Below are 24,324 nucleotides of genomic sequence, written 5' to 3' on the forward strand. Positions count from 1 at the left end.
GCGCAGGCGCGGCCTTGGCAGGGGTCTTCACCGGCGTGGGCGCGGGCGACGGCTTGGGCTCTGGCGTCGGGACGGCGGCGGGCTGGCCGCCCCCGGCCTCCCGCTCAGCCGGTTCAGGCGCGGGCGGCGACGGCAAGGGCTCGACCAGTTCGACCTCCACGGCCTTCCACTCAGGCGGGAAGACCGGCGTCTTGACGGGTGCCGACAGGATCAGCGCTAACACCAGAAGATGCGCGGCTATGCTGATCATGATCGTCATCGCCCGCGCGCCGCGACGCCTGCGCGCGCGGGCGGCTGCCTCAGGCCTCGTCATTCAGACCCGGCCCGCCGCTTCAGGCACTCAACCGTAGATCGTCTCGTCATCTGTATTCCGCAGTCGATCTCGTCGCTCAAGATCATCATTTGAAAGGATCAGTCGCTCGCGTCAGGATCATGGCGCTCGAGATACAATGCACGAGGAAGGCAAAAAACGCAGATATTTGAACTTTTTCTATGGTTAAGCTGGCACCTTTTCTTTTGTTGCGCGTCTCTACCGCGCCGTTCCTGTTCCAACGGGTTCCGCGTACGCACATCCGGGACTAGCGCCCCGGCACGAAGGAGACTTAACTTGATCAAACTCACATCTCGAGCGGTGGCCGTGACCAGCCTCGTGCTGATCGGCGGCCTGGCCGCCAGCGGGTGCGCCAGCCATCGCTTCGTGCGTGACAACGTCGCCGTGGTCGACGAGCGCGTCACCGCCGTCGACAGCCACCTGACCCAGGTCGAAGGCACAGCCGGCGAAGCTCTGGCCCGCGCCAACGCCGCCCACAAGCTGGCCGAAGGCAAGTTCCTGTACGAAGTCGTGCTGTCGGACGACTCGGTGAAGTTCCCGGTCAACCGCGACGCCCTGTCGCCGGAAGCCGAACAGCGTCTGACCGAACTGGTCCAGCGCCTGAAGGCCGAGAACCGCAACGTCTATCTGGAAATCCAGGGCCATACGGACTCGTCGGGCGACACCCGCGCCAACGAGCAACTGGGCCAGTCCCGCGCCGAAGCCGTCCGTCGCTTCCTCAGCGACCAGGGCATCGCCCTGAACCGCATGGCCACCATCTCCTATGGTGAAACCAAGCCGGTGGCGCCGAACAATACGCGCGAAGGCCGCGCCCAGAACCGTCGCGTCGCGATCGTCGTTCTGAACTGACCTACGGGCGGCGGCTCGCAGCGGGGCCGCCGCCGCAATACCTGCTGGAGCGCCCCCGACGCCCTGCCCTGTCTCGCCGGATAACACCGCCGGGCTCTCAAGTCAGGCCTGCGATACGCTCCAGAGCCTTGATGTCGAAGTGCGTTTCCAGAACCGCCGCGATCCGGTCCAGAGCCTGATCGACGCGCGCCGTCTGATCGACCCCGTCGCTGACCGCGCCCAGTTCCGCCAGCAGGGCTGCGCGCGCCTCGGCCTGATCGAACAGACCGTGGACATAGGCGCCGCTGATGCGCCCGTCGGCAGACGCCGCGCCGTGAGGCCGTCCGTCGATCCGGGCGAAGGGCCGCGCCGTGTCCGGCCCCTCGGTCACGCCGATGTGGATTTCATAGCCCCCGACCGCCGCCCCCGACGACGTCAGCTCTCCTTCGACGCGCCGCAGCACCTTGTCGCCCGCCAGCACCGTATCGACGTCGAGCAGCCCCAGACCCGGCGCCGATCCCGGCGGCCCCTCGGCGCCGTCGGGGTCGCTGATGCGGCGGCCCAGCATCTGATAGCCGCCGCAGATTCCCAGAACCCGACCACCGCGCCGCACGTGGGCCTTGATGTCCACATCCCAACCCTGCGCCCGCAGGAAGGCCAGATCGGCCAGTGTCGCCTTGGTGCCCGGCAGGATGATCAGGTCCGCATCGCCCGGCAGGGCCTGCCCCGGCGGCACGAAGCCGAAGTCCACGCCGGGCTCGTGCCTGAGCGGATCGAAGTCGTCGAAATTGGCGATGCGCGACAGCATGGGCACGGCGATGCGCACCCTCCGCCCCGCGCCGCCCTGTGCCGCTCGATCCAGCACCACCGCATCCTCCGCCGGCAGGGCCCGCGCATCGGCCAGCCAGGGCGCCATGCCCAGATCGGCCCAGCCGGTGCGGCGCACGATCTCGGTTCTTCCCTCGTCGAACAGGGCAGGATCGCCCCGGAACTTGTTGATCAGAAAGCCCTTGATCATGGCCCGGTCTTCCAGGTCCAGCACCGCGTGGGCCCCGACCAGCGCGGCGATGACATGCCCCCGATCAATGTCGCCGACCAGGGCCACCGGCACGTTCGCGGCGCGCGCAAAGCCCATATTGGCGATGTCGCCGGCGCGCAGATTGGTCTCCGCGGGACTGCCCGCCCCCTCGACGATCACCAGGTCGGCCTCGGCCTGAAGACGCCGAAAGCTCTCCAGCACCACATCCAGCAGGGCAGCCTTGCGCGCCTGATAACCTGCCGCCTGCCAGACGCCCTCGACCCGCCCGCGCACGACCAGCTGGGCGCCCGTATCGCTCTGGGGCTTCAGCAGGACCGGGTTCATATCCACCGTCGGCGGCGTGCGGCAGGCTGCCGCCTGCAAGGCCTGGGCGCGCCCGATCTCGCCCCCCCGTCCTTCGGCGTCGGGTGCGGTGACGGCGGCGTTGTTGGACATGTTCTGCGGCTTGAAGGGCCGCACCGTCAGGCCGCGATTGGCGAAGACCCGGCACAGGCCCGCGACCAGCACTGACTTGCCCACGTCCGAGCCGCAGCCCTGAATCATCAACGCCGCCATACGGCCTCCTCTGCGACTTGGCGCATGAATCAAGCCTGGATCAGGCTGTCAGCCGGTATCCGACGCCCGGCTCGGTGGCGATCAGGCGAGGCTGGGCGGGATCGGCTTCCAGCTTCTGACGCAGTTGTCCGATGACCACGCGCAGGTACTGGGTGTCGTCGGCGTGGGCCTTGCCCCAGACGGCGGTCAGCAGGTCGCGGTGGCCCACGACCTTGCCCGCATTGCGCGCCAGATGGGCCAGGACGTCATATTCCTTGGGCGTGACACGCACGGCCTCGCCCGCGCGCGTGATCAGGCGGCGTTCCAGATCAATGACCACCTCCCCCGCCGTCAGCGGCCCCGTCGCCTCGGCGCGCGGCGCGGCCTGGCGCAGGTTGGCGCGCACGCGGGCCAGAAGTTCGCCGACGCCGAAGGGCTTTTCGACATAGTCGTTGGCCCCCAGGTCCAGGGCCGCGATCTTCTCGGCCTCCTTGTCGCGCGCCGACAGGATGATGATCGGCCCGGCGTAGAATTCGCGGGCGCGGGCCAGCACGTCCTTGCCGTCCATGTCGGGCAGGCCGAGGTCCAGCACCACGGCGTCGGGGCTCCACAGGGCGATGCCGCGCAGACCCTCCTGCCCGCTGTCGGCGCGGCGCGGCTCATAGCCGGCGGCGTCCAGCGCCGGGGACAGAAAGCGATGGATCTGAGGCTCGTCGTCGATGACGAGAATCTGGGGACGAACGGCGGCCATGCGGCGGACCTTAGAGCAGGCTCGGGTGGGTGACGACGGCCTTGGGCAGGCTGATCAGGATACGGGTTCCTTTTCCGTCCATAATCGGGCTGGCGGCGGCGATGCGGCCGTTCATGGCCTCGACGAAGCCCTTGGCGATGGCCAGACCCAGCCCGGCGCCCTTGGTGCGGTCCGACGGCTCCTCCATGCGGCGGAACTTGTCGAAGACCCGTTCCAGTTCGGCGGTCGGGATGCCCTTGCCCTCGTCCTCGATGGAGATGACCACCGCGCCCCGGTCCTCATAGGCGGCCAGTTCGACCGTCGAGCCGTCTGGGCTGTAGACGATGGCGTTTTCCAGGATGTTGACCAGGGCCTGTTCCAGCAGCCCCTGATCGACCATGACCAAGCTGAGCTGGGCCGGGAAGTCTCGGGTCATCTTGCGCGCGCCCAGACGCCGCGCCACCCGCTTGCCCGCCGCGTTCAGCACGTCGCGCACGTCGACCCAGTCGGCGCGGATGTTCAGCCCGCCGCCCTCCAGCCGGGTCATGTCCAGCAGGTCGCCGACATAGCGACTGAGCCGCTCGGCCTCCTCGCGGATCGACAGCAGCAGGTCGGCGCGGACCTCGGGCTTCAGCTTGTCGCCGAGATCGATCAGCGTGGTCGAGGCGCCCAGCACGGTGGACAGGGGCGTTCTGAGGTCATGGCTGACCGAGTTCATCAGCGCGCCCCGGAAACGGTCGGTGCGGCGCAGGGTCTCGGTCTCGACCGCCTGACCGGCCAGATCGGCGCGCTCGACCGCGACCGCGCCCTGATCCAGCAGGGCCAGGGCCAGCTTCTCCTCGTCCGAGCCGGGCGACAGGGCGGCGGCCTCAATCCCGGCGACGCCCGCGCGGTCCCGCACGCCTTGCAGCGGACGGAAGGTCCAGCGCGCCTGCGGCAGGGTGCCGGTGCCGTGACCCGCCGGTTCACCCTTCTCCCAGGCCCAGCGCGCGGCGGCCATGGCCTCGGCGTCCAGCGGGGTCTTGGTCGGCGCACCCGCGACCAGGGTCAGTTCGTCGTTGACGGGCAGAAGCACCACAGCCCCCGCCCCCGCCGCCGCCGCCGTCTGCTCAGCCAGGATGCGCGCGGCGGCGGTGCGGTCGCCCACGCCGGTCAGGCGCTGGCTGGCGGCCAGCAGGGCCGAAACCGCTGACGCGCGCCGTTGCGCCGCCCTCGCCTGCTCGCGCACCCGCCCCGCCAGGAAGCCTGTCGTCAGGGCCACGGCCCAGAAGACGATCAGGGTCAGGAAATCGGTCGGCGAACCGATGGCGAAACTATATTTCGGCTGAAGGAACAGGAAGTTGTAGGTCAGGAAGGCGACCGTCGCCGCCGCCAGGGCCGGTTTCAGGCCGTAAAGCACCCCCGCCGCCAGCACCGCCGACAGGTAGATGACCCCCAGATCGACACGCTCGAACGTACGGTCCAGCAGCAGGGCCAGGCCCGTCGCCGCCACGACGCAGGCGGCGCCGACCGCATAGCCGCGCCAGCCGCCGGTCAGACGCAGACGCGGCTCCCGCAGCGTCTTCTCCTCCAGATCGACCCCGTCGGTGATGACGTGAACCGCGACGCCGCGGGCCTGGCGCAGCAGTTCCGCCGCCCGCGACCGCCCCAGCCATTCCGACAGGCGGCTGTCGCGCCCCTTGGCCAGGACGATCTGGGTGACGTTGTTCTGATGGGCGTGATCCATGACGGCGCGCACCACGTCGTCGCCGCTCAGGACCACCGTCCGCCCGCCCAGTTGCTCGGCCAGCTTCAGCGCGTCCGACAGCTTGCCCGCCGAGCCCACGCCGTGCCGCGCGCCCGAGGGTCGGTCGACGTGGGTCACGGTCCAGGGCGCGTCCATCATCATGTCCGACAGCCGTCGTCCGGCGCGGACCAGGGGCGCGGCCATAGCGTCGCCAGCGATCAGCACCAGAATCCGCTCGCCCGCCGCCCACGGCCCCGGCACCCCCTGCTCGCGGAGTCGGGCCACCAGCTGATCATCCACCGTCTGGGCCGCGCGGCGCAGGGCCAGCTCGCGCAGGGCCGTCAGGTTCTCGACCTTGAAGAAGTTGTCCGAGGCCAGCCGCGCCGTCTCCGGCACATAGACCTTGCCCTCGGCCAGCCGCTTGCGCAGCTCCTCCGGAGTGATGTCCACCAGTTCGATGTCGTCGGCGCGCGACAGGGCGCTGTCCGGCACGCTTTCACGTTGCCTGACGCCGGTGATCCGCAGCACCACGTCCGACAGACTTTCCAGGTGCTGGACGTTCAACGTGGTCCAGACGTCGATCCCGGCGTCCAGGATCTCCTCCACGTCCTGCCATCGCTTGGGATGGCGCGATCCGGGCGCGTTGGAGTGGGCGTATTCATCGACCAGCAACAGGCCGGGCCGGCGCGCCACGGCGCCGTCCAGGTCGAACTCCAGCAGGGTCCGGTCGCGATAGGCGATAGGGCTGCGGGCCATGACCTCCAGCCCGCGCAGCAGGCTCATGGTCTCCTTGCGGCCATGGGTCTCGACCACGCCGACGACGACATCGTCGCCCTCGGCTTTGCGGCGGCGCGCGGCGCGCAGCATCTCGTAGGTTTTGCCGACACCAGGCGACATGCCCAGAAAAACCTTCAGCCGCCCACGCTTTCGCGGGGCGGCCGGGGTCTTGGTCGTCGGGAGGATGGGCGGCGCCATCAGCCCTCCGCGGCGGGACGAGGGAAGCGCGCGTCCAGCGCCATATTGGTCAGCAGCACATTGACGCGCGGCTGGCCCAGCACGCCGAATGTTCGGCCTTCGACATGCTGTTCGATCACCTTGCTCACCTCTTGCACCGCCACGCCCCGCGCCTGGGCGATGCGGGCGGCCTGAAGCCTAGCGTAGGCCGGAGAGATATGCGGGTCGAGGCCCGAAGCCGAGGCCGTCACGGCGTCGGCGGGGATAACCGCCGCACCCGTTTCGGCGCGCAAGGCATCGGCGTCCGTCTTGACCCGGGCGATCAGGTCCGGGTTCAGCGGGCCCAGGTTGGCGCCCGATGACGACGAGGCGTCATAGCCGTCGCCTGCCGCCGAAGGGCGCGGATGCAGATAGACCGGCTCCGCAAAGGTCTGGCCGACCAGGGCCGAGCCCACGACCTTGCCGGCCTTGTCTCGAACCAGGCTGCCGTCGGCCTGCTCCGAGAAGACCGTCTGGGCCACGCCCGTCACCGCGAACGGATAGGCGACGCCCAGAACGCCGGTGAACAGGGCGATCATCACGACCGCCGGACGGATGTGGTTCAGCATCAGAAGGTCGCCTTCAGGCTGGCTGCGACGCGACCGTCATAGGCGGCGCCGAAGTCGTGTTCGTCGGTGTCGAAATAGCGGACGTCCAGCGCGAGATTGTCGGTCAGCTGATAGGCCGCGCCCAGGTTCCAGGTGGTGTAGTCAAAGTCCGACGACACCCACTGGCGCCCCACCGCCGCCGAGATCGTCCACTTGTCGGCCGGGCTGATCGCGCCGTTGATCTCGGCATAGGTCGCTTCGTCCTCGGACGCGCCGAAGAAGTCGGGCGAGTAATAGATCGCCGCCCCCAGGGTGGCCGGGCCGACCGCGCGCGAGGTCGCGGCCTTCAGCTCGACATAGTCGTAGTCGGCCCCGTCCGGCTGACCGGCGTAGAAATAGCTGACCACGCCGAAGTCCCAGTTGAAGCCGCCGAACTCGGGCCGGACGCCGGCGTAGAGGTCGATCTCGGCGTCGGTGTCGGCGTCCCCGGCGAAGGAGACGTTACCGGCCCAGGCGCCGGCGTAGAACAGCCCCTGGGTCACATCGACCCCGGCTGAAATCGCCGGATCGCCTTCGGTCTGGCTGACGCCCCGGAAGACATAGTCGGAGCCGACGGCGGCGTTGAAGGCGACCTCAGGGCCGGTCTTTTGCGGGGCCGCGTCCTGGGCCTTGGCCGGTGTGCTGCACAGCCCCAGAGCGATGATGGCCACCAGGCAGGCGCCGCCGAACAGGGCGTCGTTGGCGCCCGAGACCTTCGAAGAGTTACGTTTACGCATGAGAGTTTCCTTGACGTCTCAGGGCGGGCTTCAGGCCAGGCCGAGAGCGGAGATGACGATGTCGATGAGCTTGATGCCGACGAAGGGCGCGATCAGACCGCCCAGGCCGTAGATCAGCAGGTTGCGGCCCAGCAGCTTGCCCGCCCCCACGGCGCGGTATTTCACCCCGCGCAGCGCCAGCGGGATCAGGGCGATGATGACCAGGGCGTTGAAGATGACCGCCGACAGGATGATGCTCTCCGGGCTGGACAGCTTCATCACGTTCAGCGCCGCCAGCGACGGCAGGCCGACCACGAACATCGCCGGGATGATGGCGAAATACTTGGCGACGTCGTTGGCGATGGAGAAGGTGGTCAGGGCGCCGCGCGTGATCAGCAGTTGCTTGCCGACCTCGACGATCTCGATGACCTTGGTCGGGTCGCTGTCGAGGTCGACCATGTTGCCGGCCTCACGGGCGGCCTGGGCCCCGGTCTGCATGGCCACGCCGACATCGGCTTGGGCCAGGGCCGGGGCGTCGTTGGCCCCGTCGCCGCACATGGCGACCATGCGTCCCTTGGCCTGTTCGGCCTTGATCAGGCGCATCTTGTCCTCGGGCGTCGCCTCGGCCAGGAAGTCGTCGACTCCAGCCTCGGACGCGATCGCCGCCGCCGTCACCGGGTTGTCGCCGGTGATCATGACGGTGCGCAGACCCATGCGGCGCAGATCGGCGAAGCGCGCCTTCACGCCCGGCTTGACCACGTCCTTCAGGTGAATGACCCCGACCAGGGCGTCGTTCTCGGTCACGGCCAGAGGCGTGCCGCCCGAGCGGGCGATGCGGTCCACGGCGGCGCGGAACTCGGCGGGTGCGGCGCCTTCGGCCATGCCCAGGGATTTCAGCACGGCGTCGACCGCGCCCTTGCGCCACGATTGACCGTCCGCTTCCAGACCCGACTGGCGGGTCACGGCGCTGAACGGGATGGTCCTGGCGCCGACAGGCAGGTCGCCCATCACGCCGGCGTTGCGGCCCAGCTCGACGATGGAGCGGCCTTCCGGCGTCTCGTCCGCCAGCGAGGCCATGACCGCCGCCCGCATCGCGGCGTCGGGACGCACGCCCGGCACGGTGATGACCTCGGTGGCCATGCGGTTGCCGAAGGTGATGGTGCCGGTCTTGTCGAGCAGCAGGGTGTCGACGTCGCCTGCCGCCTCCACCGCACGGCCCGAGGTCGCCAGCACGTTCACCTTCAGCAACCTGTCCATGCCGGCGATGCCGACCGCGGACAGCAGTCCCCCGATCGTCGTCGGGATCAGGGTGATGAAAAGGGCGCCCAGGACGATGGGGTCCAGCTTGATCCCGGAATAGGCGCCGAGACCCAGTAGGCTGGCCACCGCGATCAGGAAGACCAGGGTCAGCCCGGCCAGCAGCACCGACAGCGCCAGTTCGTTCGGCGTCTTGCGACGGTCCGCGCCCTCGACCATGGCGATCATGCGGTCGAGGAAGGTGGCGCCGGGGGCCGAGGTGATGCGCACCTTGATCCAGTCCGAGACGACCGTGGTGCCGCCGGTGACGGCAGAGCGGTCGCCGCCGCTTTCGCGGATGACGGGGGCGCTTTCGCCGGTGATGGCGGCCTCGTTGACCGAGGCGACGCCTTCGATGATCTCGCCGTCCGACGGGATGACGTCGCCGGCCTCGACCAGGACGATGGAGCCGATCTCCAGCTCACCGGCCGGGGTCGGGACCACCGTGCCGGTCTTCGGGTCGACGATCAGCTTGGCCTTGGTCGTGACGCGGGTGGCCCTCAAGGAGTCCGCCGCCGCCTTGCCGCGCCCTTCGGCGATGCTCTCGGCGACGTTGGCGAACAGGACCGTGGCCCACAGCCACAGCGCCAGCTGGATGGCGAAGCCCGCCGCCTGGCCGCTGGCCACCGCCACGACCGCCGAAGCGGTCGCCAGCAGAGCGACGATCCAGGTGGCGAAGATCACCGGGTTGTTGAGCAATTTCGTCGGGTTCAGCTTGGCGACGGCGTCGCCGAGCGCCCGGCCGAGCATGGCCCCGGATAGGCCGCCCGCAATGGGTGACGACCGGGGGCTCGACGGATCGAGCGTGACTTGGGTCATAGGATTATCCGATCAGAACCGAGCCACGACCTGGAGCATGTCGAAATGCTCCCCGATCGGACCCAGCGAGAGGGCGGGGAAGAACTGCAGGCCGCCGAGGATCAGGATCACCCCGATCAACAGGCCGATGAACAGCGGGCCATGGGTCGGCAGGGTCCCGGTCGAGGGAGCCAGCTTGGGCTTGGCGACCAGGGCGCCGGCGACAGCCAGAACCGCGATGGCAGGCACGAACCGGCCCAGCAGCATGGCCAGACCCAGGGTGGTGTTCCACCAGGGGGCGTTGGCGGTCAGACCCGCAAAGGCCGAACCATTGTTGCCGGTCGCCGAGGTATAGGCATAGAGGACCTCGGACAGGCCGTGCGGCCCCTTGTTCAGCAGACCGGCCAGGGCTTCGGGCAGGATCGCAGCCACGGCCGAGAAGCCCAGCACCGACAGCGGCACGACCAGAACCGACAGCATGGCGAACTGAATCTCGCGCGCCTCGATCTTCTTGCCCAGGTATTCAGGCGTGCGACCGACCATCAGGCCCGCCACGAAGACCGCCAGCATGGCCATCAGCACCATGACGGCGATGCCCGAGCCGATCCCGCCGGGCAGGATCTCGCCCAGCTGCATCAGGAACATGGTCACAGCCCCGCCCAGCGGCATGTAGCTGGCGTGCATGGAGTTGACCGAACCGTTCGAGGCGCCGGTCGTCTGGGCCGCCCAGGCCACGGAGGCCGGGACGCCGAAGCGGACCTCCTTGCCCTCCATATTGCCGACCGAGGTCTCGACCCCTGCGGCGACCAGAGCCGGCGCCGGCTGGCTTTCGATGACGTAGAGCGCCGAACTGGCGGCGCCCAGCAGCAGGATCGCCGCGATCACCAGGGCGCGCACGTCCTTCTTGGCCAGGACGCTGCGGCCAAAGGCGAAGAAGGCCGCCCAGCCCAGGACGTTGATGCTGATCGCCGTGATCAGCGTCGTCAGCGGCGTCGGGTTCTCCAGCGGGTGGGCCGAGTTGACGTTGAACACGCCGCCGCCGTTGATGCCCAGCTGCTTGATGGCCAGCTGGCTGGCGGTCGGGAACAGGCTGATCGTCTGCGATCCGCCTTCCAGCGTCGTCGCCTGGGCCGAGGCCGCCAGCGACTGCACCACGCCCAGCCCGGCCAGAACCACGGCCACGATGAAGGCGATGGGCAGCAGGACATAGAGGCTGGTGCGCGTCAGGTCGGCCCAGAAGTTGCCGACGCCCTCGCCGCGATTGGCGATGAAGGCGCGGGCGAGCGCGGCGGCGATGGTCGCGCCGGTGGCCGCCGAGACGAAGTTCTGCACCGTCAGGCCGACCATCTGGGTGAAGGTCGACAGCGTCGTTTCGCCGCCGTAGCTCTGCCAGTTGGTGTTGGTGACGAAGCTGACCGCGGTGTTGAAGGCCAGATGCGGGCTGACGCCGTCAAACCCCTGCGGGTTCATCGGCAGGACGCCTTGCAGACGCAGAATGGCGTACAGCAGGACAAAACCCGTCAGGTTGAAGGCCAGCAGGGCGCCGGCATAGCCCAGCCAGCCTTGGCTGCGCGTCGGGTCCACCCCGGCGGCGCGATAAAACAGGCCCTCGACCGGCTTGAGCACCGGGTCCAGCCAGGTGCGTTCGCCGTTCCAGACGCGCGACATATAGATCCCGATCGGCCAGCCGAGCATGACGGCGAGGCCGAGGGTCAGGGCGATTTCCGCCCAACCTTGAATGTTCATCTTGAGGCGGCTCCGCTCAGAACCGCTCGGGGCGCAGCAAGGCCGCGACCATATAGGCGGCGATGACGAGGGCGCCGGCGCCCCACAGGACGTTCAGCACCATCGTCACAACCTCTTCAACGCAACAGCGAGGGCGGCGAAGGCCAGGAAGGCCCCGCCGCCAATCGCCAGAAAGATCACATCGGCCATGCCGAAAGCCTCCAGCTCAGTGAGAGCCGGAAGAGACGCCCTGGAGGCCTAAGCGGGCCATGCGGAAAGCCCCGCGCCGCATAAAGCGCGCATAAAGATCAGGCCGCCTCGACGGTTCAGGGCCTTGTCCGTGAAACCCTGTCAGCCTGCCCCGTCGAGCCAGGCGTCGATCTCGGCCTGATTCAGGCCCTGACCGGGTTGCGCGGGGCCGTTTTCCAGAACGTCCTTCTCAGACTCGCCGCCCGAGAGAATCGCCTCCAGCTGCGTCAGACGCTGACCGATCAGGTCCTCCAGCGCGCAGACCTGCAACACGGTCAGCAAGCCCTCCTCCAGTCGCGACAGAGCCTCGGCGTCGCCGGCGCGGACCAGATGGACATCCCGCAACCCGGCCTCCGAAGCCGTCATCAGCGTCTGCGTCGCCTTCGCCATGTCGTGCCGAATGGCGGCGACGACGCCCGCGAACGCCTCGGCCCGGGACATCTCAAAACTCTCCCAGCACAGCCGTCAGCTTCTGCTTCAGCACCGCGTGGTTGAAGGGCTTGATGATGTAGCTGTTCACCCCCGCCTGACGCGCCGCAATGACGTTCTCGACCTTGGCTTCAGCCGTGACCAGAACGAAGGGCAGCGCCTTGGTCCTGGGATCGGCGCGCACCGCCTTGAGCAGTTCGAACCCCGTCATCGGCGCCATGTTCCAGTCCGACAGGACCAGACCGTATCCATTGGCGCCGATCATCGTCAGGGCGGTCGGCCCATCCGTCGCCTCGTCCACGTTCATGAAGCCGAGCTGGTTCAACAGCCCCCGCACGATCCGCACCATCGTCTTGTAGTCGTCAACGACCAGGATCTTCATCGATTTGTCGACAGCCATATTTCCCCCTCCTCACCTCCGCGAGCGGGGAAAGTAAAACGGCGATATCGTCAACAAATCCTGCACATAATGCTCAGGACAATTTCAACAATACATCGATTTATAGACCAAATATTGCACTTAGAGGGTAACGACATGCATTTTCATGGCCTGAAGCTAAACTTTTTGATTAAAAATCAAATATCACTAACTAGACATTTGTAAAATATGTCACGCCACTGCCGCTTTTATTCATGGCGATGCACTCGAATCTATCGATAACAACGCCATTCCACGCGTTCATGCGTTGGCGTCAGCCCTCCGTCGGAACTGCCGCCGCAGAGATCAGGGAGAGGCTGTGGACGAGGTTCTGGGCGACTTCATCGCGGAAACACGCGAGGGCCTCGAGGCCTTGGATAGCGAACTCGTGCGTTTCGAACGCAATCCGCACGATCCCGAGCCCTTGGCCAGCGTCTTCCGCCTGATGCACACCATCAAGGGCGCCTGCGGCTTCATCGGACTGGTGCGGCTGCAACGCATCGCCCATGCGGCGGAAGAGGTGCTGGGCGGATTTCGCGACGGCTCGCTGTCGGTCAGCACCGCCGCCGTCACCACCATTCTCGAAGCCGTGGACGTGATCCGCGGTCTGATCGACGCCCTTGACGCCACCGGCGAGGAGCCTTCGGGTCAGGACGCGGCCCTGATCGCCCGTCTGGAAGCGGCCTGTGTCGCCACGCCTTCTGCACCCGCCGCCAGCGCCAGCCCCCTGATCGAGCGTCTGGGCGGCGACGCCACGCTCGACGCCGCCGCCGAAGCCGCCACGCCGTCGCTGATGCGGCTGACCGCGCTCGAACCCCTGCTCGGCGACGCCGACCCCATCCTGTTGCAGGCCGCCCTGCTGCAAGGCCTGCTGGGCGCGGCGCGCGGCGGCGACGCCACGGCCCTGACCCGCGCGCTGAAGGACATCGCCGACATCCGTCTGGAAGACGGGATGCAGGACGCCCTGTTCGCCGCCATCGCCGTCGCGCTGGACGCCCTCGGCGCCATGCCCGAGGACGTGGCGGAACTGCGCGCGTGCGCCCTGAGCGTCGCAGAGACGCCCATGGCGGCAGCACCGCCGCCATGCGACGACGCCCCGCAACCTGCGGGCGCCGGCAAGTCCGCCGCCACCATCCGCATCAACGTCGAGGTGCTGGAACAGCTGATGCGCTCGGTCAGCGAACTGGTGCTGATCCGCAACCAGATGATCCAGACCCTGCGCCTGGAACCCGAAAGTCCCTTCAAGGCCCCGCTGCATCGCCTCAATCAGGTGACCAGTGAGATCCAGGAAAAGGTCATGGTGGCGCGGATGCAGCCGATCGGCGGCGCCTGGGCCAAGCTGCCGCGTCTGGTGCGCGACCTTGAACAGGAACTCGGCAAGCGCATCGAACTGCACATGTCCGGTCAGGAGACCGAGCTGGACCGGCAGGTGATGGAGCTGATCCGCGACCCGCTGACCCATATGATCCGCAACGCCGCCGATCACGGGCTGGAAACGACCGACCAGCGCCGCGCCGCCGGCAAATCTGAGGCTGGACGCATCACCCTGTCGGCGCGCCACGAGGGCGGCGCCATCGTCATCGAGGTATCAGACGACGGGCGCGGCCTGTCGGTCGCCCGCCTGCGCGCCAAGGCCGTCGCCCTGGATCTGCTGAGCGCCGCCGAAGCCGAGCAGATGAGCGACGCCGAGGCGATGCAGCTGATCTTCCGCGCCGGTTTCTCGACCGCATCCCAAGTCACCAGCGTCTCGGGTCGAGGCGTCGGCATGGACGTGGTCCGCTCCAACATCGAACAGATCGGTGGCGTGATCGAGCTGAGATCGACCGAGGGTCAGGGCGCCTGCTTCACCGTGCGCATCCCCCTGACCCTGACCATCGTCTCGGCCCTGATCGTCGAGGCGGGCGGCGAGCGCTTCGCCCTGCCCCAGTCGTCGATCATCGAACTGGTCAGCGCCAGCGGCGCCTCGGGCCGCAGCATCGAACAGATCGAGGACGCCCCCGTCCTGCGGCTGCGCGAGCGCCTTCTGCCGCTGGTGTCCTTGCAGCGCCTGCTCAAGCTGGAGGACGAGGCTCCGCCCCAGTCCCAGGGCAAGGCGGCCAACGAAACCTGCATCGTCGTCACCCATTTCGGGACCAGCACCTTCGGCGTCATCGTCGACCGGGTCTTCGATATCGAGGAGATCGTGGTCAAGCCGGTGGCGGGGGTGCTGCGCCACCTCAACCTCTATTCGGGCGCGACCATCCTCGGCGACGGGGCGGTCATCCTGATCCTGGACCCCAAGGGCGCCGCGCGCACCGCCGGCGTCGACCAGATTTCCAGCCACCTGGCCGGGCTGGCCAGCGACGCCGCCCGCAAGGCCGACGCCGCCCCGCCGCCGAAGGAGGAAGCCATGCTCCTGTTCCGCGCCGCCGACGCGACCCTGCGCGCTGCGCCTCTGACCACCGTCTCCCGTATCGAAGAGGTCGAGGCCGCACAGATCGAAAAGGTCGAAGGCCGCGCCGTCCTGCAATACCGAGGACGGCTGATGCCGATCCTGGGCGCCGACGGCCGTGCGCCAGACTGGAGCGGCCCAGGCCGCCGCCCCCTGCTGGTCTTCGCGCGCGGCGATCAGGCCCTGGGCATGCTGATCGGGGAGATCGTCGACATCGTCGAGACCGCCGCCCAGCCCGAGATCAACAGCGCGGGCGGCCTGACGCTCGGCAGCCTGATCGTCATGGACCAGGCCGCCGACCTGATCGACGTCGACGCCTACTGGCGCCGCGCCTTCGATACCGTCTCGGCGGCGGAGGCCGGACAACCCGCCGCGCTCATCGACGGCCCCATCCCTGGCCTGAAACGCCTGCTGATCATTGACCCCAGCGCCTTCACCCAGCTCTTGCTGGGGCCGCTGCTGGCGCGCGCCGGCTATGCCGTGACCGTGGCCCCTGACGCCGAAGGGGCCCTGGCCCACCACGACGCCAGCGAGGTCTTCGACCTGATCCTGGCCGATCTTCAGCCCAGCCGGGCGCGCGAGTTCGCCCGCATCCTGGCGGGGGCCGAACAATGGCACGCCACGCCTCTGCTCAGCCTGACCCTGCTGAACGGCGGCGGTCCGGCCCTAGACGCCACCCGCCTGCTGGACGCGGTTTCCAGCGCCCTGACGCCCGAAAGCGCGGCGGCATGAACGCCCTCAACCCTACAACAGAGGCCGGGCTGGTCTCGGTCCAGATCGGCGGTCAGACCTTCGGCGTGCCGGTGCTGGAGGTGCAGGACGTGATCGCCGAGACCGCGATCAACCGCGTGCCCCTGGCCCCGCCCGAGATCGCCGGGTCGCTGAACCTGCGCGGCCGCATCGTCACCGCCATCGACATGCGCCGCCGCCTAGGCCTGCCCCCGCAAGCCGAAGACCAAAGAGCCAGCGGCGTCTCGGTCATCGTCGAACAGGCCTCGGGCGAGCTCTACGCCCTGATGGTCGATGACGTCGGCGACGTGCTGTGGCTGCCGTCCTCGGCGTTCGAGCCGCCGCCGCCGACCCTGTCGCCCGCCTGGCGCGACCTGTGCGACGGCCTCTACCGGCTGGAAGACGACCTGATGTTGGTGCTGCGGACCCAGGCCGTCCTGACGCTGAACGACCCGTCCGTCGGCGAAGCCCTCGTCTGACCGATCCCTTTCAACTCGCCCCTCACGGAGACCGATCATGACCACCGGAGCAGCGGCGCGCAGCGCCCGCACCCTCGACCAGACCGCCAAGGCCTCGGCCGAATGGACGCCCGATTTCCAGCAACTGATGGACGACGCCCCGGTCAATGTCATGATCTGCGACCTGATCGACTTCCAGATCACCTACGCCAACAAGGCCACCCTGACGACGCTGCGCTCGATCGAGCACGTCCTGCCGATCCGGGCCGACGATCTGGTCGGCGCCTCGATTGACGTCTTCCACAAGGCTCCGGCGCATCAGCGCCGCATGCTGGCCGACCCGCGCAACCTGCCCCACAGCGCCACCATCGAGATCGGCGGCGAGTTCCTGGATCTGCTGGTCAGCCCCGTGCTGGACGTTCAGGGGCGCTATGTGGCCGCCATGACCACCTGGTCGTTGCAGACGGAACGGGTGAATGCCGAGCGCGACAACCAGCGCCTGCTGCAGATGCTGGACGATATGCCGCTGAACGTCATGCTGTGCGAACCGGAAGAGCTGCGCCTGACCTATGTGAACCGTCGCTCCATCGAGACCCTGCGCCCGCTTCAACACCTGCTGCCGATACCGGTCGATCAGATGCTCGGCCAGTCCATCGACATCTTCCACAAGCACCCCGAGCATCAACGCCGGATGCTGGCCGATCCGCGCAGCCTGCCGCACCGCGCCCTGATCCAGCTGGGCGACCAGAAGCTGGACCTCAACATCGCCGCCGTGAAGAACCCCGAGGGGCGGATGACCGGCATGATGCTGACCTGGGCGGTCGTCACCGAACAGGCCCGCTTTATCGACCGCGTCAACGACTTCAGCCAGGACGTGGCCGGGGCCGCCGCCGCCCTCAGCACCATGGCCCAGGGCATGGCCGCCAGCGCCGAGGAGACCAACAGCCAGTCTTCGGCCGTCGCCGTCGCATCCGACGAGGCCTCATCCAACGTCCAGACCGTGGCCGCCGCCGCCGAGGAGCTGTCCGCCTCGATCCAGGAAATCACCCGCCAGGTCGAGCAGTCCAGCAGCATCTCGCGCCACGCCGTCGAGGAAGCCCTGTCCACCGACGAGACCATGCGCGGTCTGGCGGATTCCGCCGAACGCGTCGGCGAGGTCGTCGGCCTGATCCAGGAGATCGCCGCCCAGACCAAGCTGCTGGCCCTGAACGCCACCATCGAATCCGCTCGCGCCGGCGAGGCCGGCAAGGGCTTCGCCGTCGTCGCCTCGGAGGTAAAGAACCTGGCCGACCAGACGGCGCGCGCGACCAAGCAGATCGCCGATCAGGTCAACTCGATCCAAAAGGCCAGCCACGCCGCCGTCAGCGCCATCGAGAGCATCCGCCGCACCATCGAACGCGCCAGCGAAGCCTCGTCGGCCATCGCCAGCGCGGTCGAGGAACAGGGCGCGGCGACGCAGGAGATCACCCGCAACGTCCAGGAAGCCGCCATGGGCACGCGCGAGGTCTCCAGCAACATCGTGGCTGTGACCGCCGCCGCCTCGGACAATGCTCAGGCGGCGACCGACATGCTGGCGGCCACCGCCGGCCTGACGGAAAAGGCGCGCGAACTCGACGCTCTGCGCGCCGAGATCGAATCCTTCATGCGCGGCTAGAACGACATACGCCCGCTTCGCTTCAGGCGGAGCGGGCCGCCTTCGCTGAGGCGCGCCGGAACAGGCCCGCCGCGCCGGGCGTCAGCTCGAAGGCGTCGGTCACGCCCAGCACCGTCTCGGCGCTGCCGAGAAACAGACCGCCGTCCTCGGCCAGGGTCCGCGCCATGCGCTGCAAGACGGCCCGTTTCTGATCCACGTCGAAATAGATCAGGACATTGCGGCAGAAGACCACGTCGAACGTCCCCGGCAGGCTGTCGCTCAGCAGGTTGTGCGGTCGAAAGCTGACCAGAGAGCGCAGCTCGGGACTGACCCGCCAGCCGTGGCCGTCGCGCACGAACCAGCGGTCGCGGCGCGCATCGGTCAGGCCCCGGCGCACCTCGAAGTCGCTGTAGAAGCCCTCCTCCGCCTTCTTCAGGATCGGCCGCGACATATCGGTGGCCACGATCTCCAGTCGCCAGCCCGCTAGCTGAGCGCCCATCTCCTTCAGCAGGATGGCGATGGAATAGGGCTCCTGACCGCTGGAACAGGCCGCACACCAGATCCGCAGCGTCTGCGTCGCCGCCCGCGCCTCGACCAGTTGCGGCAGAACTCGCCCGGCCAGCAGGTTGAACGGCGTGCCGTCGCGGAAAAAGAAGGACTCGTGCGTCGCCATCGCCTCGACGCAGCGCAGCAGCAGCGGCTCCATCGACGCCCCGCCGAGCCGCAGACGCTCCAGCAACTGCGGCACGCCCGCCAGACCTTCGGCCCGCGCCAACGCGCTCAACCGGCTCTCGACCAGATAGCCCTTGTGCGGCGTCAGGACGAGGCCGGAACGGTCCTTCACCAGGCGACAGAAGTGCTCGAAATCCGGTCCGGTCACGCGGCGGTCTCCATCACCCGCCTGAGCCAGGGCCCGATGTCGTCCAGCGGCAGAACCGCCTCGGCCAGCCCGGTCGCCGCCGCCGCCGCGGGCATGCCCCACACAGCGCTGGTGGCCTGATCCTGAGCAATGAACCGCCCCCCGGCGCGCGCCACCGCCTCGCAGCCCAGGGCGCCGTCGCCCCCCATGCCGGTCAGGATCGCCGCCAGGGCGCCGTCGCCATAGACCGCGGCCAATCCGCGCAGCATAGGGTCCACAGCAGGCCGACAGAAGTGCTCAGGCGCGCCCTGATCCAGCCGGATGACCGGCGAGGTCGGGCCATTCTCGACCGTCATATGCCAACCACCCGGCGCCACATAGATGCGCCCGGGCATGACCGGCTCGCCGTCCTGGCCCTCGGCGCAGGGCCGGCCCGCTGCGCGCTCGATCTGCTCGGCCAGCAGGGCGGTGAAGGTCGCGGGCATATGCTGAGTGACAAAGATCGGCTGCCAACCGTCCCCGCCCTGCAAGGCGCGAAACAGCTTCAGCAAGGCAGGCGGGCCCCCGGTCGAGGCGCCGATGCCCAGCGCCCGCACCACGGGCCGACGCATCGGCGCATAGCGAGGCATGGGCCGAGGGGCGGACTGGGCCGTCGCCGCGACGCCGACCCGGGCAGAGCGCCGTGACGCGGCCAGGGCCTTCACCCTGGCGATGAGGTCGCGACCGAACTCGGCGGCCGTGGCGATCCCGGCTTCAGGCTTGGTCACATAGTCGGCCGCGCCGATCTTCAAGGCCTCCAGGCTGATCTCGGCGTTGCGACGCGTCAGGGTCGAAACCATGATCACCTTGACCGTTGGGTAGTCGACGACGATCCGTTTCAACGCCTCCAGCCCGTCCATGACCGGCATTTCGATGTCCAGCAGCACCACGTCCACAGCATGCTGATGCAAGGCCTTCAGCGCCAACTCGCCGTTCGACACCGCCGCAGCTACTTCCAGTTGAGGATCGGCATCCAGCAGTCGGCGAATGACGCCGCGAACGACCGCGGAATCATCAACGATCATCACTTTGATCGCCTGTGAGGCGTTCACCATTGCCTTCTTCCCCTAACACCGTCACTGCAACGCGTTGAACTATCGATTCAGTGAAAACAGGCTTCGTCGAATATGATTTTACCGAATTAAGAGATGATCCAAAGCTACGATTAATTTCGTAACGGAATATGATTAACTCATGGGGAGTAAAGGCACAGGACAACTGACACTAAAGGTAGTAACAACACAAAAAATGCTAGTTTTCGTATCGGGCGAGCATTTAGTTACACCCAAGGTGCAATCCGACTGCTCAAAATAAAATGGCATTCAATATCCTGACGCTTACTGGCGAACAAATTCGTGCAGCCCGTGCGCTTTCACGGACCGAGCAAACCGAACTGGCCCGTCTCTCAGGCCTCAGCCTGGAGACGATCAAGAGATTGGAACGGATTCGCGGACCCGTTGACGCCAACGCCCGAACCCTGCGCGCGATTCAGGATGCGTTCGAAACCATCGGGGTCCAATTCAACGGCGACGACACGGGCAAGGTAGGCGTGCTCCAGCACCCGCCAGCCTCTGTCGCTGCCCGCCTGCCGCAGCAGAAGCTTGACGCGCCGCCGCCGTCCGGCACGCATCGCCTGATCTATCACAGCCGTATCGCCCGACGGGCCGACGAGAGCTTGCGCCCTACCCTCGCCTACATCCACGCGGAGGCGCAGACCCTGCACGCCAGCCTCGCCATCAGCGGCATCATCCTGGCCCGCGAAGGTCATCTGCTTCAGGCCCTGGAGGGCGACAGAGACGTCGTGCACCAGGCCTACCGCGCCATCGCGAGCTACCCCCAGCACCAGGAGCTTCAATTGGTCGAAGACCGGCCCGCGCTGCGGCGGCAGTTCTCCGAATTCAGCTTCTGCTGCGGACTGTTCGCCGACGACCTCAAGCGCCTGCCTGACGCGACCGCCTTGCAGAACGGCTTCGATCCGTCAGGCCTGACGCCCAACGCCGCGTCTGGTCTGCTCGGCGTGGCGCGTGAACTGCAACAGATCGCGCCCCGCAATTCCCGCGGCAACCCTGGCGCTTGCACCCTCGCCTCATCCTGCCTCGACTCTACCTGTGGTCGCGCCCGAACGGCGCCCAGCCATCAGAATGCGCCTCAGGCGCACTGAAACGCCGCGGACGGCGCAAACGCGTCACCTCGCAGGTAATTCCATGTTTTAACTGAACTAAATTTCGAAAACCACAGAGAACGGCGATCTCAAATCCGCCATTCTCCCCTATGTTGAAAGACACACCCTTCGCACAGCGACCTGTCAGGAAGGCCCACCCATGAAGACCTCCACGGGCGGAGGACAGCCTGCCCCCCATGACGCCCGTTCGCGCTGGCGTCATGCCCGGGACGCCCTCAAGAAGACGCTGGCGGTCCAGGCGGGCTTGCCGGAAATGCTGGAGGACATCCTCAGCAGCATTCTGAACATCGCGTCCGAAGGGATCATTGTCGCCGACCAGGACATGCGGATCCTGCTGTTCAGCAAGGGCGCCGAGGTCATCTTCGGCTATACCGCGCCCGAGGTCCTGGGCCAGCCGATCGACCTGCTCATTCCGCATGATCGGCGCGAGGCACACAAACAGCGCGTTCACGCCTTCACCGCGGGCGCCATTCTCAGCCGCCGAATGAGCAATCGCCAGGACGTCACCGGCCTGACCAAGGACGGTCGATTGGCCCCGATCGAGGTGGGTCTGTCCAAGACCACGACGCGCAACGGCATGATCTACACCGCCATCATCCGCGACATTTCGGAAAGCCTCCAGGCCGAGGCCGAATTGAATCAGGCGGTCAGCGAGGCCAACGCCGCCAATGCCGCCAAGTCTGCTTTCCTGGCCGCCATGAGCCATGAGGTGCGTACCCCGCTGAACGGCGTCCTCGGCATGGCCCAGGCCATGGCCCGCGACGCCCTGCCCCCTAAACAGGCCGAGCGACTGGAGGTCATCCGCCAGTCCGGCGAAAGCCTGCTGGGCATCCTCAACGACATGCTCGATCTGTCCAAGATCGAAGCCGGCAAGCTGCAAATGGAAACGCTGGAGTTCGATCTCGGCGACCTGATCTCCGGGGCGCACAACACCTTTTCCGCGCTGGCCGCCCAGAAGGGCCTGCAGTTCGACCTGTACGTCTCCAACCGCGCCGAAGGGGCCTACCTGGGCGACCCCCTGCGTCTGCGCCAGGTGCTCAACAACCTGATCTCCAACGCGGTCAAGTTCACCGAAAAGGGCCTGGTCGAGGTCGATGTCGATCGCCAGGAGGGTCGGCTGGTCATCGCCGTGCGGGACACAGGGATGGGCATCTCTCCCGAGGCCCTGACACGCCTGTTCGACAAGTTCGAACAGGGCGATCTGTCGACGACGCGGCGCTTCGGCGGCACGGGCCTGGGGCTGGCGATCTGCCGGGATCTGGTCCGGTTGATGGGCGGCGAGATTTCCGCCGCCAGCGTCGTCAATCAGGGCGCGACCTTCACGGTGCGCCTGCCGCTGGAACACATCGGCCAAGTCCCAGCCCTGCCCGATGTGCTCGGGCCTCACCCAGCGGCCGACGATCGCCAGCAGGTGCGCCTGCTGGTCGCCGAGGACAACCGCGCCAATCAACTGGTTATCGACACCCTGCTGCGGCAGGTCGGCATCACGCCGGTCATCGTCCCGAACGGCCGGGCCGCCGTCGCGGCCTGGGAGGAAAAACCCTGGGACCTGATCCTCATGGACGTGCAGATGCCGGAAATGGACGGCCCGACGGCGACCTCCATCATCCGCCGCCGCGAGCTGGACAGCGGCCAAACCCGAACGCCGATACTGGCCCTCACCGCCAACGCCATGGACCATCAGTTGCTGGAGTATCGGCAGGCGGGCATGGACGGTCTGGTCGCCAAGCCCATCGAGATCGACAAGCTGTTCTCGGCCATCTCCGGCGCCATCGGTCCACGTCAGCCGGCGTAACGACGTCGGCGCTCCAGCCTGAACGGCCATGGACATCTCCGGGCGTGTCGGCATCGTGGAGGAATCAGCGCTGCCGCAACGTCATGTGATGAGCGCCCCCGCTGCTGCTTTTGACAGGAACGCCATGATCAGACCGTCCCCTTCCGCCGACCGGCGGAGCCCAGTATCGCGTCGACGCCCCATCAGAACCCTGGCCTGGACGGTCGGATTCGCGGCCTTCGCTCTCAACGACGCCAGCGCCCTGGCCTATGAGGCCGCCCTGACTGAAGCGCCCGCCGCCGTCGCGGCGCCCGCCACGGCTTCAGGCATCACCTCGCCGCAGGAAGCCTTCGGCCACGCGGTCGGCGCCGACTACCACCTGGTCAACTACACCCAGTGGGAAGCCTATCTGAAGACCCTGGCCAGCCAGTCGGACCGGATGAAGCTGGTCGAGATCGGCAAGTCGTCCGAGGGCCGCACCCAGTATATCGCCATCGTCTCGACGCCGCAGAACCTGGCCAACCTGGACCGCTATCAGGAGATTGCGCGTCGTCTGGCCAAGGCCGAGGGTGTCAACGAAGAACAGGCCCGCGCCATGTCCGCCGAGGGCAAGGCCGTGGTCTGGATCGACGGCGGTCTGCACTCGACCGAGACCGTCCCGCCCCAGGCCCTGATCGCAGCCGTGCATGAATGGCTGACGGCGGAAGACCCCGAGGCTCTGCGCGTCCTGAACGACACCATCATCCTGTTCGCGCCGCTGAACCCCGACGGAATGGAGCTGGTCTCCAACTGGTACATGCGCAACGCGGACCCGCTGAAGCGCGAGTTCGCCTCGATCCCGGTGCTTTATCAAAAGTACGTCGGCCACGATAACAACCGCGACTACTACCTGTCGGCCATGGCCGAGACGACCAACGTCAACCGCCAGTTCTTCCGCGAGTGGTTCCCGCAGATCATCTACAACCACCACCAGACGGCGCCCGCCGGGACGGTGGTCTTCATGCCGCCCTTCCGCGACCCCTTCAACTACAACTACGACCCTCTGGTCATGGGCACCCTGTCGGAAGTCGGCGCGGCCATGCACAGCCGCCTGATCGAAGAGGGCAAGCCCGGTTCGACCATGCGCAGCGGCGCCAGCTACTCGACCTGGAACAACGGGATGGAGCGCTCCATCACCTACTTCCACAATGCGGTCGGCCTGCTGACCGAGATCACCGGCCACCCGACGCCGAGCCAGATCAGCCTGATCCCGCAGAACCAGCTGGCCCGCAACGACCTGCCCATGCCGGTCGCGCCCCAGACCTGGCACTTCGCCCAGTCGATCGAATATTCGCAGTCGATCAACCGCGCCGTGCTGAACTACGCCTCGCGCAACAAGGACCGGCTGCTGTTCAACATCTGGCGCATGGGCCAGAACGCCATCGACAAGGGCAATACCGACACCTGGCGCATCACGCCGACCGGCGTCGAGGCTCTGGTCGAAGCGGCTCAAGGTCAAACCGCTGTCGCCGGTCGTCGCGGCGTCGATCCGGCCCTCTATGAGCAGGTGCTGCGCGATCCGGCGCGGCGCGATCCGCGCGGCTATGTCATCCCGGCGGATCAGGCCGACCTGCCCAACGCCGTCGCCTTCCTCAACAGCCTGATCAAGACGGGCGTGGACGTGGACCGCGCCACGCGCGCCTTCACCATCGGCGACAAGACCTATCCCGCCGGCTCCTATGTGGTGAAGACGGCCCAGGCCTATCGTCCGCACGTGCTGGACATGTTCGAGCCGCAGGACCACCCGCACGATCTGCAATATCCGGGCGGCCCGCCCGCCC

General features: G+C 67.5%; 19 protein-coding genes and 1 pseudogene. 7 read left to right on the forward strand and 13 right to left on the reverse strand.

The features are described 5' to 3' along the window. Positions 1-259 (reverse strand): annotated as a pseudogene (locus HX774_RS12425) (hypothetical protein); the annotation flags it as partial. Positions 260-607: 348 nt separating this feature from the next. On the opposite strand from HX774_RS12425, the gene HX774_RS12430 reads away from it, so the two are divergent. Continuing rightward, complete coding sequence (locus HX774_RS12430) at positions 608-1,180, forward strand: OmpA family protein (RefSeq protein ID WP_114816879.1); 573 nt, start codon at positions 608-610, stop codon at positions 1,178-1,180. Positions 1,181-1,277: 97 nt separating this feature from the next. On the opposite strand, the gene HX774_RS12435 is transcribed toward HX774_RS12430, so the two are convergent. The 10 genes from HX774_RS12435 to HX774_RS12480 all read right to left on the reverse strand — a co-directional run bounded on the left by HX774_RS12435 (position 1,278) and on the right by HX774_RS12480 (position 12,381). After that, positions 1,278-2,753: a cobyric acid synthase gene (locus HX774_RS12435; RefSeq protein ID WP_178827192.1), complete on the reverse strand. Its 1,476-nt coding sequence runs from the start codon at positions 2,751-2,753 to the stop codon at positions 1,278-1,280. Between the two features lie 40 nt (positions 2,754-2,793). Continuing rightward, entirely contained in the window at positions 2,794-3,483 is a 690-nt protein-coding gene (locus tag HX774_RS12440; RefSeq protein WP_178827194.1) for a winged helix-turn-helix domain-containing protein, read from the reverse strand. 10 nt (positions 3,484-3,493) lie between these two features. After that, positions 3,494-6,163 carry a sensor histidine kinase KdpD gene (locus tag HX774_RS12445; protein ID WP_178827195.1) on the reverse strand — a complete coding sequence of 890 codons (2,670 nt, stop codon included), beginning with the start codon at positions 6,161-6,163 and terminating at the stop codon, positions 3,494-3,496. Next, positions 6,163-6,750, reverse strand: a complete 588-nt coding sequence (gene kdpC, locus HX774_RS12450; protein ID WP_178827196.1) for a potassium-transporting ATPase subunit KdpC — start codon at positions 6,748-6,750, stop codon at positions 6,163-6,165. The genes HX774_RS12445 and kdpC overlap by 1 nt, the downstream gene beginning before the upstream one ends. Next, positions 6,750-7,505 (reverse strand): TorF family putative porin, encoded by a 756-nt coding sequence (locus tag HX774_RS12455; RefSeq protein WP_178827197.1) that lies wholly within the window; start codon positions 7,503-7,505, stop codon positions 6,750-6,752. The genes kdpC and HX774_RS12455 overlap by 1 nt, the downstream gene beginning before the upstream one ends. 30 nt (positions 7,506-7,535) lie before the next feature. Next, positions 7,536-9,599 carry a potassium-transporting ATPase subunit KdpB gene (kdpB, locus tag HX774_RS12460; protein WP_178827198.1) on the reverse strand — a complete coding sequence of 688 codons (2,064 nt, stop codon included), beginning with the start codon at positions 9,597-9,599 and terminating at the stop codon, positions 7,536-7,538. A 12-nt stretch (positions 9,600-9,611) separates the two neighbouring features. Beyond that, complete coding sequence (kdpA, locus tag HX774_RS12465) at positions 9,612-11,324, reverse strand: potassium-transporting ATPase subunit KdpA (RefSeq protein ID WP_178827199.1); 1,713 nt, start codon at positions 11,322-11,324, stop codon at positions 9,612-9,614. Positions 11,325-11,340: 16 nt separating this feature from the next. Next, a complete protein-coding gene (locus tag HX774_RS12470) occupies positions 11,341-11,427 on the reverse strand; it encodes a potassium-transporting ATPase subunit F (protein ID WP_114816871.1) in 87 nt (28 codons plus the stop codon). 227 nt (positions 11,428-11,654) lie between these two features. Continuing rightward, the gene (locus HX774_RS12475; RefSeq protein WP_178827200.1) at positions 11,655-11,993 is read right to left on the reverse strand and encodes a hypothetical protein; all 339 of its coding nucleotides are present in this window, start codon (positions 11,991-11,993) and stop codon (positions 11,655-11,657) included. Position 11,994: 1 nt separating this feature from the next. Continuing rightward, positions 11,995-12,381 (reverse strand): response regulator, encoded by a 387-nt coding sequence (locus HX774_RS12480; RefSeq protein WP_178827201.1) that lies wholly within the window; start codon positions 12,379-12,381, stop codon positions 11,995-11,997. Between the two features lie 337 nt (positions 12,382-12,718). Between HX774_RS12480 and HX774_RS12485 the strand changes: the two genes are divergently transcribed. From HX774_RS12485 to HX774_RS12495, 3 genes are read left to right on the forward strand one after another with little or no spacing between them, the layout of a single operon-like run. Continuing rightward, entirely contained in the window at positions 12,719-15,562 is a 2,844-nt protein-coding gene (locus HX774_RS12485) for a hybrid sensor histidine kinase/response regulator (protein ID WP_178827202.1), read from the forward strand. Further along, positions 15,559-16,038 (forward strand): chemotaxis protein CheW, encoded by a 480-nt coding sequence (locus HX774_RS12490; protein ID WP_178827203.1) that lies wholly within the window; start codon positions 15,559-15,561, stop codon positions 16,036-16,038. Before HX774_RS12485 ends, HX774_RS12490 begins: the two co-directional genes overlap by 4 nt. A 37-nt stretch (positions 16,039-16,075) precedes the next feature. After that, complete coding sequence (locus tag HX774_RS12495) at positions 16,076-17,671, forward strand: methyl-accepting chemotaxis protein (RefSeq protein ID WP_178827204.1); 1,596 nt, start codon at positions 16,076-16,078, stop codon at positions 17,669-17,671. Positions 17,672-17,693: 22 nt separating this feature from the next. Here HX774_RS12495 and HX774_RS12500 read toward each other — a convergent pair whose 3' ends face one another. Further along, entirely contained in the window at positions 17,694-18,530 is an 837-nt protein-coding gene (locus tag HX774_RS12500; protein WP_178827205.1) for a protein-glutamate O-methyltransferase CheR, read from the reverse strand. Then, positions 18,527-19,576: a chemotaxis response regulator protein-glutamate methylesterase gene (locus HX774_RS12505; RefSeq protein ID WP_370523541.1), complete on the reverse strand. Its 1,050-nt coding sequence runs from the start codon at positions 19,574-19,576 to the stop codon at positions 18,527-18,529. Before HX774_RS12505 ends, HX774_RS12500 begins: the two co-directional genes overlap by 4 nt. Before the next feature lie 287 nt (positions 19,577-19,863). Between HX774_RS12505 and HX774_RS12510 the strand changes: the two genes are divergently transcribed. From HX774_RS12510 to HX774_RS12520, 3 genes are all read left to right on the forward strand, one after another. Next, positions 19,864-20,709, forward strand: coding sequence for a BLUF domain-containing protein (locus HX774_RS12510; RefSeq protein ID WP_178827206.1), 846 nt, complete (start codon positions 19,864-19,866; stop codon positions 20,707-20,709). Positions 20,710-20,869: 160 nt separating this feature from the next. Further along, complete coding sequence (locus HX774_RS12515) at positions 20,870-22,525, forward strand: ATP-binding protein (protein WP_178827207.1); 1,656 nt, start codon at positions 20,870-20,872, stop codon at positions 22,523-22,525. A 124-nt stretch (positions 22,526-22,649) separates the two neighbouring features. Then, the coding region (locus HX774_RS12520; RefSeq protein WP_255500436.1) for a M14 metallopeptidase family protein at positions 22,650-24,324 on the forward strand (1,675 nt) is incomplete at its 3' end.

Origin of the sequence: Brevundimonas sp. P7753, assembly GCF_013386595.1 — a bacterium.
Classification (GTDB): Bacteria; Pseudomonadota; Alphaproteobacteria; order Caulobacterales; family Caulobacteraceae; genus Brevundimonas; species Brevundimonas bullata.